The organism is Pseudoxanthomonas sp. LARHCG66, assembly GCF_052871755.1.
Window position 1 is genome coordinate 58,568 of sequence record NZ_JBIXJW010000002.1, and the last position, 12,897, is coordinate 71,464.

12 protein-coding genes are annotated in these 12,897 nt (G+C 68.2%); 9 read left to right on the forward strand and 3 right to left on the reverse strand.

Annotated features, from left to right (window positions below):
* Genes ACIPRS_RS07170 through ubiH form a run of 3 tightly spaced genes read right to left on the reverse strand, consistent with a single transcriptional unit; the run spans position 1 to position 3,573 of the window.
* The gene (locus ACIPRS_RS07170; RefSeq protein WP_446538064.1) at positions 1–1,125 is read right to left on the reverse strand and encodes a Gfo/Idh/MocA family protein; all 1,125 of its coding nucleotides are present in this window, start codon (positions 1,123–1,125) and stop codon (positions 1–3) included.
* Between the two features lie 55 nt (positions 1,126–1,180).
* A complete protein-coding gene (locus tag ACIPRS_RS07175) occupies positions 1,181–2,368 on the reverse strand; it encodes a UbiH/UbiF family hydroxylase (protein WP_446538065.1) in 1,188 nt (395 codons plus the stop codon).
* The gene (ubiH, locus tag ACIPRS_RS07180; RefSeq protein WP_446538066.1) at positions 2,365–3,573 is read right to left on the reverse strand and encodes a 2-octaprenyl-6-methoxyphenyl hydroxylase; all 1,209 of its coding nucleotides are present in this window, start codon (positions 3,571–3,573) and stop codon (positions 2,365–2,367) included. The genes ACIPRS_RS07175 and ubiH overlap by 4 nt, the downstream gene beginning before the upstream one ends.
* Positions 3,574–3,670: 97 nt before the next feature.
* Between ubiH and ACIPRS_RS07185 the strand changes: the two genes are divergently transcribed.
* From ACIPRS_RS07185 to ACIPRS_RS07225, 9 genes are all read left to right on the forward strand, one after another.
* Complete coding sequence (locus ACIPRS_RS07185) at positions 3,671–4,273, forward strand: hypothetical protein (RefSeq protein WP_446538067.1); 603 nt, start codon at positions 3,671–3,673, stop codon at positions 4,271–4,273.
* A 16-nt stretch (positions 4,274–4,289) separates the two neighbouring features.
* Entirely contained in the window at positions 4,290–4,847 is a 558-nt protein-coding gene (locus ACIPRS_RS07190; protein ID WP_446538068.1) for a cob(I)yrinic acid a,c-diamide adenosyltransferase, read from the forward strand.
* Between the two features lie 115 nt (positions 4,848–4,962).
* Positions 4,963–5,871 (forward strand): histone deacetylase family protein, encoded by a 909-nt coding sequence (locus tag ACIPRS_RS07195; protein WP_446538069.1) that lies wholly within the window; start codon positions 4,963–4,965, stop codon positions 5,869–5,871.
* 119 nt (positions 5,872–5,990) lie between these two features.
* Positions 5,991–8,459, forward strand: a complete 2,469-nt coding sequence (gene lptD, locus ACIPRS_RS07200) for an LPS assembly protein LptD (protein WP_446538070.1) — start codon at positions 5,991–5,993, stop codon at positions 8,457–8,459.
* Positions 8,456–9,784 (forward strand): peptidylprolyl isomerase, encoded by a 1,329-nt coding sequence (locus ACIPRS_RS07205; RefSeq protein WP_446538071.1) that lies wholly within the window; start codon positions 8,456–8,458, stop codon positions 9,782–9,784. Before lptD ends, ACIPRS_RS07205 begins: the two co-directional genes overlap by 4 nt.
* A gap of 1 nt (position 9,785) precedes the next feature.
* Positions 9,786–10,769 (forward strand): 4-hydroxythreonine-4-phosphate dehydrogenase PdxA, encoded by a 984-nt coding sequence (pdxA, locus tag ACIPRS_RS07210; RefSeq protein ID WP_446538072.1) that lies wholly within the window; start codon positions 9,786–9,788, stop codon positions 10,767–10,769.
* Positions 10,770–10,807: 38 nt separating this feature from the next.
* Positions 10,808–11,596, forward strand: coding sequence for a 16S rRNA (adenine(1518)-N(6)/adenine(1519)-N(6))-dimethyltransferase RsmA (gene rsmA, locus ACIPRS_RS07215; RefSeq protein WP_446538073.1), 789 nt, complete (start codon positions 10,808–10,810; stop codon positions 11,594–11,596).
* 51 nt (positions 11,597–11,647) lie between these two features.
* Complete coding sequence (apaG, locus tag ACIPRS_RS07220; protein WP_192201929.1) at positions 11,648–12,028, forward strand: Co2+/Mg2+ efflux protein ApaG; 381 nt, start codon at positions 11,648–11,650, stop codon at positions 12,026–12,028.
* A gap of 12 nt (positions 12,029–12,040) precedes the next feature.
* Complete coding sequence (locus ACIPRS_RS07225; protein WP_337731369.1) at positions 12,041–12,895, forward strand: symmetrical bis(5'-nucleosyl)-tetraphosphatase; 855 nt, start codon at positions 12,041–12,043, stop codon at positions 12,893–12,895.
* The last annotated feature ends 2 nt before the right edge of the window (positions 12,896–12,897 follow it).

A 12,897-nucleotide genomic window follows, 5' to 3' on the forward strand; every position in this document is an offset into this window, starting at 1 on the left:
TCAGGCCGCCGCAATCGCCACGCGCGTACCCCCGGCGCGTGCCGAGGCGAAGATCGCATCCAGCGCCACCATGTCCCGCAACCCCTCCTCGCCCGGCACGCGCGGCGGCATGCGCTGCAGGATGGCCAGCGCGTCGGCGTCCATCTGCCTCGCCTGCTGCGCGGGCGTCGCGCCGATCACCGCGTCGAACCGGCGCCCGTCGCTGGCTTCGCCGCGAACGCCTTCGTAGGCCTGGAACGGCGACAGTTCGTACCATCCGTCCGTGCAGTCGGCATGCAGCAGGTTCATGTTGCGGCCGAAGCTGGTCGCGCAGTCGGCCACGACGCCATCGGGGAATTCGAGCCGGAAGCGCATCGACTCGTCGACGCCGCGGAAGATGTCGGCGCGCTCCACATGCGGCGTCGCCGTCACCGCGATGGGCTCGGTACCAGTGGTATAGCGCACGGCATTCAATGCGTATACGCCCATGTCGTACATCGCGCCACCGCCACGCACGGGATCCAGGCGCCAGTTGTCGCCGCTCGCGCCATCGAATCCGCGGAACCCGGCTTCCGCGCGGATCCGCTGCAGGCGCCCGAACGGATGCGATCGGGCCAATGCCATGACCGCCTGCGTATTGGGTTCGTGCTGCATGCGGTAGCCGATCGTCAGCTGCACGCGATGCTGACGGCAGGCCTCGATCATCGCGCGCGCCTCCGCCGCGTCCATTGCCATGGGCTTCTCGCACCACACGTGCTTGGCTGCGGCCGCCGCGCGCAGGGTGAACGGCTTGTGCAGGTGGTTCGGCAGGACGATGTACACGACATCGATGTCGGGATTGTCCGCGATGCGGTCGAAGCCCGCGTAGTCGTAGACGTTGCGGTCGGGAATGCGGTGACGACGCTGCCATTCCTCCGCCTTGGCCGGCGTACCGGTGACGATGCCGGCCAACCGGCAGTGCTTCGTCATCTGCAGCGCAGGTGCGAGCAGGTCGCGGCTGTAATAACCCAGGCCGACCAGGGCGACGCCGAGCGGGCGTCGATCCGTCGCCCGCGCGGCAGGCAACATGCCGACCAGGCCGGCGGCGCCAAGCCCGCCCAGCACACGGCGACGTGAAGGGTCATGGGGGGGATGCGCAGGATTCATCGCGGATACTCCGACCGGGAACGGCGAGGCTACCGCATGCGCTGCATGCCCGTCGTCAGCGCGCGCGCTGTCCCGCCGCGTGCCGCCAGAGGAAATCCACCAGCGGCGGCACCCTGCCCGCGAGGCCCAGCAAGGGCCCGCGCACCAGGGTCAGGTGCATCTCATCATTCGAGAACACCTTGTTGATGCCGTCGAAGGCATGGGCGGCAGTGGCGTTCTCGCTGCGTCGCTGCCGCGCCCATCGTTCCAGACGGTGGGGCGCCGACCAGTCCACATGCCGGGCCAACGCGTCACGGATACCTTCGCGCAAGGCCGCGACGTCACGCAGGCCCAGGTTGACGCCCTGCCCGGCCAGGGGATGCACCACGTGCGCCGCGTCGCCGGCCACGATCACGCGACCTGCGACATAGTCCTTCGCCAGTTGCCGCCGCAGCGGGAAGGCCGCCCGCTCCGATGCCACCACCACCTCGCCGAGTTGCCCGCCCATCGCCAGCGCGAGTTCATGCCCGAACGCCGCATCGTCGAGCGCCAGCACGCGCACGGCCTCGGCGTCGGGGAGCGTCCAGACGATCGAGCTGCGGCCGTCGGTGAAGGGCAGGAAAGCCAGGGGACCGGTCGGCAGGAATCGTTGCCACGCCGTGTCCTCGTGCGGCCGCTGCGTCCGCACGAAGGCCACGACGCCGCGCTGCGCGTAATCGTGCGAGGTGACGTCCAGGCCAGCGAGCCGGCGCAGCGTGGAGTCGGCGCCATCGGCGGCGACCGCAAGCCTGGCGTCGACGCGCGCGCCATCGTCCAGCTGCAACGTCACACCCGCTTCGTCCTGCTCCATGGCTTCCACGCGGGCGGGGCAGCACAGCTGCACGCCCGCCGCCGGCAGGGCCGCCCACAGCCGGTCCACCAGCAATGCGTTCTCGACAATCCAGCCCAACTGCGAACGCCCAAGGGCATCGGTATCGAACTGGAGCTCACCGCCACCGGCGGCATCCCACACCCGCATGCGCCGATAGGGCTGCGCGCGCGCATCGCGCACCGCGCGCCATGCGCCGGCCTCCTCCAGCAGTGCCGCATTGTCGGGCGCGAACGCGTACACGCGCAGGTCCGGCTGGTCCTGCGACCAGCGCGGAGGCTCGCGGCCCTCGACCAGCGTCACCTGCAATCCCTCGCGCGCCAGCACCAGGGCGCACGCGGCACCCACCACGCCGCCACCGACGATGGCGACATCGATCTGTCCGCGACGCTTCATGCGCTCTCTCCGCGGCACAACGCCGGCACATCCCCGCGGAATCCCATGGCGCCCCCTACCAGGAACGATTGCAGCGACGCATGTGCATCCACCGCCATCAGGCCGAGGCTGCGCAGGGGCTTCAGCAGCGGCGACGGGTTGGCGGTCAGCCGCGCCAGCCCGTCGGAGAACGCCAGCGTACGTTCGCGGTCTTCGTGCCGGCGCGTCGCATAGGCCGCGAGGCTGCCCGCATCGCCGGGATCGTCGCTGCGTGCGATCTCTTCGGCCAGCGTCAGTGCGTCCCGCAGGCCCAGATTGAAGCCCTGTGCGCCGATCGGATGGATCGTCTGCGCGGCGTTGCCCAGCACGACTGCCCGCTCGGCGACAATCCGTTGCGCGACCACACGCACGATGGGGTAGCCGCTACGCTCCCCGCTGCCGACCAGCCTGCCGATGCGCCAGCCCGCCTCGCGCTGCAGGCGCGCAAGCCACGCAGCCTCGCCCAGCGCCGCGACTTCGTCGGCTTCCGCGCGCGCCACGCCGTGCACCACGCCCCACTGGCGATCACCGCGTGGCAGCAATGCCGTGGGGCCGGCATCACCGAAACGCTCGTATGCCGTGCCATCCGGCGCACGCGTGGCGCGCACCCGGGCGACGAACAGGGTCTGCAGGTAGTCGTGTTCCTCCACCTCGATGCCGAGCGCATCGCGCACGGTGCTGCGCGTGCCATCGGCAGCCACCACCAGCGACGCGCGCAGTTCGCGCTCGCCGCCCGCATCGGCGATGCGCAGGACGCGGCTTCCCGCGTCGCCCGGCGCGAACCCGACAAAGCGTGCCGGCCGATACCGCGTCAGCCGCGCCAGTTGGTCGAGCCGCGCTTCCAGTGCCTCGCCGAAATCGCGCGCCACGACCACCTGCCCGAAAGCCTCGCGGCCATAGTCCACGGCATCGAGTTGCACGCGACCGAAATCGCCCTGCCGGCTGATGTGGATGCGGCGGATCGGGCCGGTCGGCGCACGCAGCTGCTGCATCACGCCGAGCACGGTCAAGGCATTGACGGTGGCCGCCGCCAAGCTGAGGTTGCGCTGGTCGAACACCGCCGGCATCTGGCCCGCAGGCGTCGCCTCGACCAGACCCACGTCCAGTCCCTGCCGGTCCAGGGCGATGGCCAGGCTTGCACCGACCAACCCGCCGCCCACGATCACCACGTCATGCCGTTCTGTCATGCCGCCATGATACCGCCCCGGTCTCCAGGCCCCGTCCTGCGGCCTGCCGGACGCAGGCTCCGGTAGAATGCGGGGCTGAGTCTCCGGAACCCTGCCGATGAACACCACTTTCCAACGCGCCCTCGTGCTGATGCTGGTCGCCGCCCTGCTGGTCCTCACCCGCCTGCACCTGCCCACCACGTTCGGCCACATCGGCCCGTTGCCCGATGCCAGCTGGGCCGCCTTCTTCATCGGCGGCTACTACCTGCGCACCTGGTCGCGCTGGGCGTTCCCGTTGTTCATGGCGGCAGCCGTCGTGGTGGACTACATCGTCATCAGCGGCCAGGGCATCAACTTCTGGACGCACTACTGCGTGTCGCCCGCGTACTGGTTCCTGCTGCCGGCCTACGGTGCGCTCTGGCTGGGCGGCACGCTGCTGCGCCGCTACCAGACCGAGAGCCATGGCCGCACGCTGGCGCTGCTGGTGGGCAGCCTGCTGGCCTCGGTCACCGTCTGCCACCTGCTGAGCCAGGGCAGCTTCTACTGGCTGAGCCCGGTCGTCAGCGAACCGACGCTGGCCGGCTGGTGGAAGAACTTCAGCGACTGGTACCTGCCGTACCTGCGCGTGGCTGCGATCTACGTGGGCCTGGCCGTCATCGTGCACGTGGTGGTCGAACAGGTCGTCCGCCTGGCCCGCCCGCACGGCCGTACCGCCGACTGACCGACCCGGGTTCGCGATGGGCAACCGGCTCTCGAAGATCTATACCCGCACCGGTGACGACGGCAGCACCGGCCTCGGCGACGGCACGCGCGTAGGCAAGGACTCCGCGCGCGTCACCGCCTACGGCACGGTGGACGAAGCCAACTCGGCGCTCGGCGTGCTGCTGGCGGTACCCGGCGTGCCGGACGACATCCGCGCCCTGCTGACCACGGTGCAGCACCAGCTGTTCGACCTGGGCGGCGAACTGTGCATCCCCGGCCATGCCGCGATCACCGGCGACGACGTGGATGCGCTGGAACGGCAGCTGGACCACTACAACGACGACTTGCCGCCGCTGAAAGACTTCATCCTGCCGGCCGGCGGCGAGGCGGCTTCGCGCTGCCACCTGGCCCGCACCATCGTGCGCCGCGCCGAACGCGAAACCGTCACCCTGGCCCGCCACGACGCGGTGCGACCGGAAGCGATCCGCTACCTCAACCGGCTTTCGGACCTGCTGTTCGTGCTGGCGCGCGTGCTCGCGCGTGCCGACGGCCAGGGCGAAGTGCTGTGGAAGCACGAACGACGCCACTCCTGAGCGGGCGTCTTCCCCCAAGGTCGAGTGCCGGCACACCCGGCGCCGCGCTTAGAATGGCGCCGGACTTCCATAGCGGAGAGGCGGATCCCGCCCCGTCGAGGGCAACGCCGGCACCTTGATCATCTTCACCCACCCCGCCTGCCTGCTGCACGATCCCGGCCCCGACCATCCGGAGCGGCCAGCGCGGCTGGAAGTGGTACTTGAGGCGCTGCGGCTGCACCACGGCGACGCTGACTGGCGCGAAGCGCCGATGGTCAAGCTGGGCGACCTGCGCCGGGTGCACGACGAGGCATTGGTGCGCGAGGTGCTGGAGGCGGATGTGTCCGGCTACCGCATGCTCGATCCGGACACGGTGATGTGCCCGGCCTCCCGTGCCGCCGCCCTGCGTGCCGCCGGCGCCGGCGTGGCGGCGGTGGACGCCGTGATGAACGGCGAAGACCTGACCGTCTTCTGCGCGGTGAGGCCCCCCGGCCACCATGCGACCAGCAGTGCCGCCATGGGCTTCTGCCTGTTCAACAACGTCGCCGTGGCGGCCGCGTATGCCTGCGACAAACACGGGCTGGAGCGCGTGGCAGTCATCGACTTCGATGTGCACCACGGCAACGGCACCCAGGCGATCTTCTACGACGACCCGCGGGTGGCCTACTTCAGCAGCCACGAATCGGGCATCTACCCGCACAGCGGCGCGCCCTACGAGCGCGGGGTAGGCAACGTGTTCAACGCCCTGCTGCCGCCGGGCAGTGGTGGTTTCCGTTTCCAGAACACCTGGGCGGACGAACTGCTGCCTGCGCTGGACGACTTCAAGCCCCAGTTGCTGCTGGTCTCGGCCGGTTTCGACGCGCACATGCGCGATCCGCTGGCGGACCTGATGCTGGAGACCGAAGACTTCGGGTGGCTGACCCGGCAGTTGCGCACCCTGGCACAGCGCCATGCCGGGGGACGGATCGTCTCGATGCTCGAGGGTGGTTACGACCTGGATGCCCTGCGCGAGTGTGCCGTGGTCCACGTGGAGGCGTTGCGCTGAGGCCCGAAAGCCCTGTCGCTGAACCCTGCCCGACATCGGCCGATGGCCTTCATTGCCCGCATGCATGGGATGGGGCAAGCTAACGACCGTTTTTCGTTCGACAGCGAGCCCAGCACCGCGTGCGCCCTGCCCTTCGCCTGCTCCCGTTGCCCTTCAGCATCGCCCTGTGCCTGCCCGCGCTGGCGGCTGACGAAAAGCCCGAAAGCTGGGCGTTGTGTCCTATCCAGGATGTGATCCCGACATTCGGGGGAGCACCGCAGCCACCGGCGCCTGGCAGCGCCCAGGCGTCGCGGGAGCAGCGCGCCGAGCAACCGACCTCGATCGAGGGCGACCAGCTCTCCGGTACCGAGGCCAATCCCCAGTACAGCGGCGAGGTCGTCCTCACCCGTGGCGACCAGTTCCTGGGCGCAGACAACCTGAAGTACGACCAGGAGCAGGACACCTACGTCGCTGACGGCCACATCCGTTACCAGGATGCCGGCATCCGCCTGATCGCCGACAGCGCCCGTGGCGACCAGGGGGCCGACGCCCACCAGATCGACAACGTCCGCTACCAGCTGGTCTCCCGGCGCGGCAACGGCGGCGCCGACCGCATCGACATGAAGGGGCCGGAAGGCAGCCTGCTGCATTCCACCTACTCCACCTGCGATCCCGAGGACCGCCGCTGGGAGCTGCGTTCGCGTCGGATCGACATCAACACCGATGACGGCTGGGGCGTGGCGCGCGGCGCGACGATCCGGCTCGGCAAGGTACCGGTGCTGTACGTGCCCTACCTGAAATTCCCGATCGACGACCAGCGCCACACGGGCCTGCTGTACCCGGCGGTGGGGCTGTCCGGCCGCAACGGCTTCGACTACCAGCAGCCGATCTACCTGAACCTGGCGCCGAACTACGACGCCACCCTTGAACCGCGCTACATGAGCGAGCGCGGGTTCCAACTGGGCGCGGAATTCCGTTACCTGTACGAGAAGGGGCGCGGCGAGATCCAGGGCTCCTGGATGAACAAGGACGACCTGATCCGTGACCGGATGAACGAGGTGGACTATGACCCGCTCAATCCGAACAATCCGGATCCGGACGACGGCCGCGGCTTCTTCTCGTTCGCAGGTAACCACCGCTTCAACACGAACTGGCAGGCACGCGCCAACCTGATCTGGCTGAGCGACGCGCGCTATCAAGAGGATTTCGGCAGTTCACTGTATGGTCAGGCGTATTCGTCGGTAACCAGTACGGCCGGCGTCTACGGCGCCGGAGAGTTCTGGAGCGCCGGCGTGATGGCCGACCACTGGCAGCTCTCCGATTACCTGAGCAGCGAAGCCTCGCTGCCCTACAACAGGCTGCCGCGCGTCTACCTCAACTGGAGCCAGCCCCTGAGCCGCTGGATCAGCGTGGGTGGGCACGCGGAAGCGGTGAAGTTCCAGCACGACGAGAAGCCCGGCGGCAGCCGCCTCGACATCAAGCCAACCATCTCGTTCCCGCTGCAAGGCGCCGCCTGGTACATCACGCCAACGCTGGCGTACCGCCATACCGAATATCGCCTCGACGCCGATCTAGCGCAGCAGATCGCCACCAGTCGCGCCGTCGAGGCGTACGGAGTCCCCGCTGCGCAGGTGACGCCCGCGATGATGGCGGAATTCTACGACCGATCGCCCAGCCGCAGCCTGCCGATCGGCTCGCTGGATGCGGGTGTCTATTTCGACCGCGAGACCGAGATCAAGGGCGACCGCTTCCTGCATACGCTGGAACCTCGCCTGTTCTACCTCAACGCACCGTACCGCGAGCAGGAAGGACTGCCGATCTTCGATACCCGTCCGTTCAACTTCAGCTACGGCCAGTTGTTCCGCGACAACCGCTACACGGGCCCCGACCGCCAGGCCGATGCCAACCAGCTGACTCTGGCATTGACCACGCGCCTGCTGCGGCAGAAGGACGGCTTCGAACGGCTGTCGGCCAGCATCGGTCAGATCCGCTACTTCGAAGACAGCCTGGTCACCTATTCATCCGCAGAAACCCCGCTTGAACAAGGCAAGTCGGCCTGGGTGGTGGACGCCAACTACGCCCCGACCGATCGCTGGACCATCGGTGCCTCGTACCAGTGGGACCCGAAGTTCCGCCGCGAGGACCTGGCCAGCGTCCGCGCACGCTACCTGCTGCCGGACGATGGCGTGGTCAACATCACTTACCGCCGCCGCCGCGACCTGCTGGAGCAGGCCGACTTCTCGTTCCTCTATCCGGTGACCCCGGCATGGAGCGTGGTGGGCCGCTACTACCACTCGTTCTACCGTGATGCCGCCACCGACCAGGAGCCTGGCCTGCTGGAAGGCGTGGCAGGCGTGCAGTGGGACAGCTGCTGCCTTGCCGTGCGTGCGCTGGTGCGTCGCTACGTACGGAATCGCGAGGGCGACATGAACACCGGCTTCCAGGTCGAGTTCGTCCTGAAGGGCCTGGGCTCGGCGGGCCAGAACACGGACCGCACGCTGCGCCGTGCTATCCTCGGTTATTACCGAGACGACCTCTATCTCGTCCCGCCGAGCAATATCGCGCCGCGTCCGGACGACAACACTTACGATCCGGATCCGATGCCATGAACAAGCCTCTTTCCCACCTCCTGATCGCCGGCCTGCTGGCCCTGTCGGCAGCCTCGACGCCCGTGGCAGCGCAGACACTGCAGCCGCTGGACCGGATCGCCGCCGTCGTCAACGAAGACGTCGTCCTGCAGAGCGAGCTGGAACGCGCCGTGAGCAACGTCCTCGCCCAGTACGCCAATCAGCCCGGCCAGTTGCCCCCGCGCGCGGTGCTGGAGCGCCAGGTGCTGGAGCGCCTGGTGCTGGTGAAGCTCCAGGTGGCACGAGCTGCGGAGACGGGTGTCCGTGTCAGCGATGCCGACCTCAACAACGCCGTCAACGCCGTCGCCCAGCAGAACGGGACCACGCCCGACGGCTTGCGCCAGCGGCTTGAAGCCGATGGCATGTCGTTCGCCGAATTCCGCAACTCGATGCGTGATGAAATCACCATCCAGCGCCTCAAGCAGAGCTTCGCGCAGAGTCGCGTGCAGGTCAGCGAGGCCGAGGTGGACGCTGCCCTGGCCATGCAGGCCAACAGCGGCGCGCAGTACCACCTGGCGCACATCCTCGTCAGCCTGCCGGATGGTGCAACCGCCGAGCAGATCACCGCCGGCCAAGGCAAGATCGATGGCATCAAGGCGTTGATCGACAAGGGCGAACTGGACTTTTCCGCCGCTGCCGTCCGCTATTCCGACAGCCCGAATGCACTGGAAGGCGGCGACCTCGGCTGGCGCAGCCTGGACGAAATCCCCACCGCCTTCGTGGAGATGCTCAAGGGCATGTCGCCGGGCCAGTCGGTCGGCCCGTTGCGCGGCCCCAGCGGATTCCAGCTGCTGAAGCTGGTGGAAGTCCGCGATGCCACGCAGGCCGAGAAGCGCAGCGTGACCGAGTACAACGCCCGGCACATCCTTGTGCGGATCACCGAAACCCAGGACGCCGCCGCCGCCAAGGCCAAGATCGACACGCTGCGCGCCCGCATCGCGGGGGGCGCCGACTTCGTTGCCGTGGCAAAGGAATCCACCGAGGACGCCAACAGCCGCGATGACGGTGGCGACCTGGGCTGGTTCCCCGCCGATGCGTTCGGTCCGGCCTTCGGCCAGCAGGTGACCGCGCTGCAGGACGGCCAGGTAGGTGCACCGTTCCGTACCGATGCCGGCTGGCACATCGTGCAACGCGTGGGCAGCCGCCAGACCGACGTGACCGACCAGAACCGCCGCGCGCAGCTCCGCGACACCATCGGCCGTCGCAAGGCCGAGGACGAGTACAACCGTTATCTGCAGGAGTTGCGCGGCGAAGCCTATGTCAGCTTCCGCAGCGGTGACCGCGCCGAGACTACGCCGGGCGGCTGAGGTGATTCCGCGGCTGGCGCTGGTACCGGGCGAGCCGGGCGGCATCGGCCCCGAACTCTGCGTACGACTCGCGCAGCACCCGCGCAGCGACTGTACCCTGCTCGCGTTCGCGGATCCCGGCACACTGCGCGCCGCGGCCGACGCACTCGGTCTGCCGCTTCGCCTGCTCGACGAGGCCGTCGTCGCCGTCGAACCGGGTGACCTGCGCTTGTGGGCGGTGCCCAATGCAGCGCCCAACACCTTTGGCGTTACCGATCCCCGCAATGCGCGCGCCGTCATCGATGCACTGACGCAGGCCGCCGATGCGTGCCTGCAGGCATCCCTGGATGGCATGGTGACGGGCCCCGTGCACAAGGCCGCCATCAACGCCGGCGGAATCGCGTACAGCGGCACCACCGAACTGCTGGCAGAACACGCCGGCCGCAAGGTCGTGATGATGCTCGCCAACGACATCGTCCGCGTCGCACTGGCGACCACCCACCTGCCGTTGCGGGATGTCGCGGACGCGATCACGCCCGCGTTGCTGGAAGAGATCCTGCGCATCACGCACGCGTCCTTGCGGCAGGACTTCGGCATCGAAGATCCGGTCATCGCCGTCCTGGGACTGAATCCGCATGCGGGTGAAGCCGGACACCTCGGACGCGAGGAGATCGAGGTGATCGGGCCGGTGCTCGCCGTCCTGCGTGCAGAGGGCATGCGCCTGGAAGGCCCGCTGCCCGCCGACACCGCCTTCCTGCCCCAGAAGCTGCGCGGCTTTGATTCCGTGGTGGCGATGTACCACGACCAGGGCCTGCCCGTGCTCAAGTACAGCGGGTTCGAGCAGGCGGTGAACCTGACCCTGGGTCTTCCCTACCCGCGCGTGGCCGTCGACCACGGCACGGCACTCGACCTGGCCGGCAAAGGCATCGCGGATCCTTCCAGCCTGTTCGCGGCCGTCGCCACCTGCGCACGGATGGCCTCCCAACGCATCATGGGCCGCACTTGACGCCACGCAGTACGCGAGCGTTCCCGCATAATCCGTCCATGTCGCATTTCAAGGCTCCCCCAAAGAAGTCCCTCGGCCAGCATTTCCTGACCGATCGCAGCTACATCGACAAGATCGTGAGGGCAGTGAATCCGCAGCCCGGCGACCGCCTGGTCGAGATCGGCCCGGGCCAGGGCGCGATCACGTTCCCGCTTCTGAAGAAGCATGGCGAGCTGACCGCCATCGAGTTCGACCGCGATCTGATCACGCCGCTGATGGAAGCATCGGAAGGCATCGGGCGATTGACCATCATCCACAAGGACGTGCTGTCGGTGGACTTCGGCAAGCTCGCGGGCGAAGACACGCTGCGCCTGGTCGGCAACCTGCCCTACAACCTGTCCTCGCCGATCCTGTTCCACGCCATCGAACATGCCTCGGCGATCACCGACATGGTCTTCATGCTGCAGAAGGAAGTCGTCGACCGCATGGCGGCCGAGCCGGGCAGCAAGGTCTACGGCCGGCTCAGCGTGATGCTCCAGGCCTACTGCCAGGTGGATGCCCTGTTCGTGGTGCCCCCGGGCGCCTTCCGTCCGCCGCCCAAGGTGGACTCCGCCGTCGCGCGCCTGGTCCCGCGCGATCCGGCCACCATCGGCATCCAGGACCCTAAGCGCTTCGAGCATGTCGTGCGCGCCGCCTTCGGCCAGCGCCGCAAGACCTTGCGCAATGCGCTGTCCGAGGTGTGCAGCAGCGAGTCGATCGAAGCCGCCGGTGTGCGCCCGGATGCGCGCGCCGAGCAGATCGCGGTGGAAGATTTCATCCGGCTGGCCAATCAGGTGGCCACTGCCTGAGATGGAGGCGGGTAGTTTCCGCTTTCACCTGCGTTTGAATACACTGCGGGGATGAATTCCCCCGACTATGCCATCGATGTGGACGTGGCCACGCGCTTCCTGGACGACCAGTCCGCGCCCGAGGACGGGCGCTACGTGTTCGCGTACACCATCCGTATCCACAACCGTGGGCGCGTACCCGCGCAGCTGCTGCGCCGCCACTGGGTCATCACCGATGCCAACGGCAAGGTGGAGGAAGTGGAAGGCGAAGGCGTCGTCGGCGAGCAGCCCTGGCTGAGGCCCGGCGAAGATTTCCGCTATACCTCCGGTGCCATCCTGGAAACGGCGCTGGGCACCATGCAGGGAAGCTACGACATGCTGGCCGACGACGGCACCCGGTTCGACGCCCCCATCGCCCCGTTCACCCTGTCCGTTCCACGGACCCTGCACTGAGGCCACGGCACAATGAGTGTCTGGGCCATCGGCGACCTCCAGGGCTGCTACGACGCCACGCAGCGACTGCTTGAGAAGATCCGCTTCGATCCGGCGCAGGACCGCCTGTGGTTCTGTGGTGACCTGGTCAACCGCGGTGGCCAATCACTGGAAACGTTGCGCCTGGTGCATTCGCTGCGCGAGCACAGCACCGTGGTCCTGGGCAACCACGACCTGTCACTGCTGGCCATCGGCGAGCGGTCGCCGGACGAGCAGCGCAAGGTCAATCCCGACCTCCAGCGTGTAGTGCTGGCCGACGATGCACGCACGCTGCTGGACTGGCTGCGCCTGCAGAAGCTGGTGCATGCGGACCGCGAACTCGGGTGGATGATGGTGCATGCCGGTCTCGCTCCGAAATGGACCACCACGCTCGCCGAGAAACATGCGCGCGAGGTCGAGCAGCAGCTGCATGGCAACGCCTACCGCAAGCTGTTCCGCAACATGTACGGCGACAAGCCGAACTGGGCACCGCACCTGTCCGGCTACGACCGTGCGCGCGCCATCATCAACGTGCTGACGCGCATGCGTTATTGCACCCCGCGCGGCCGCATGGCGATCGAGGAAAAGGGCGCGCCCGGCCGCCAGGCCCAGGGCCTCTACCCCTGGTATGAAGTCCCCGGTCGCGCCGAGCGCGACCTGAAGATCGTGTGCGGCCACTGGTCCACGCTCGGCCTGATGATCGGCCACGGCGTGCATGCCATCGACACCGGTGCCGTGTGGGGCGGCAAGCTCACTGCGCTGCAGTTGGATACGGACGACATCCGGCTGGTGCAGGTCCCCGGCCGCGACGTGCCGCCACCGCCGAAGGGCGAGTTGCCGAAGGACTGATC

Excerpts from the sequence above, each read along its gene's own strand:
- ACIPRS_RS07170 (WP_446538064.1), bottom strand. The coding sequence starts at position 1,125 with ATGAATCCTGCGCATCCCCCCCATGACCCTTCACGTCGCCGTGTGCTG.
- ACIPRS_RS07185 (WP_446538067.1), top strand. The coding sequence starts at position 3,671 with ATGAACACCACTTTCCAACGCGCCCTCGTGCTGATGCTGGTCGCCGCC.
- ACIPRS_RS07225 (WP_337731369.1), top strand. The coding sequence starts at position 12,041 with ATGAGTGTCTGGGCCATCGGCGACCTCCAGGGCTGCTACGACGCCACG.
- ACIPRS_RS07190 (WP_446538068.1), top strand. The coding sequence starts at position 4,290 with ATGGGCAACCGGCTCTCGAAGATCTATACCCGCACCGGTGACGACGGC.
- ubiH (WP_446538066.1), bottom strand. The coding sequence starts at position 3,573 with ATGACAGAACGGCATGACGTGGTGATCGTGGGCGGCGGGTTGGTCGGT.
- ACIPRS_RS07205 (WP_446538071.1), top strand. The coding sequence starts at position 8,456 with ATGAACAAGCCTCTTTCCCACCTCCTGATCGCCGGCCTGCTGGCCCTG.
- rsmA (WP_446538073.1), top strand. The coding sequence starts at position 10,808 with ATGTCGCATTTCAAGGCTCCCCCAAAGAAGTCCCTCGGCCAGCATTTC.
- apaG (WP_192201929.1), top strand. The coding sequence starts at position 11,648 with ATGAATTCCCCCGACTATGCCATCGATGTGGACGTGGCCACGCGCTTC.
- ACIPRS_RS07175 (WP_446538065.1), bottom strand. The coding sequence starts at position 2,368 with ATGAAGCGTCGCGGACAGATCGATGTCGCCATCGTCGGTGGCGGCGTG.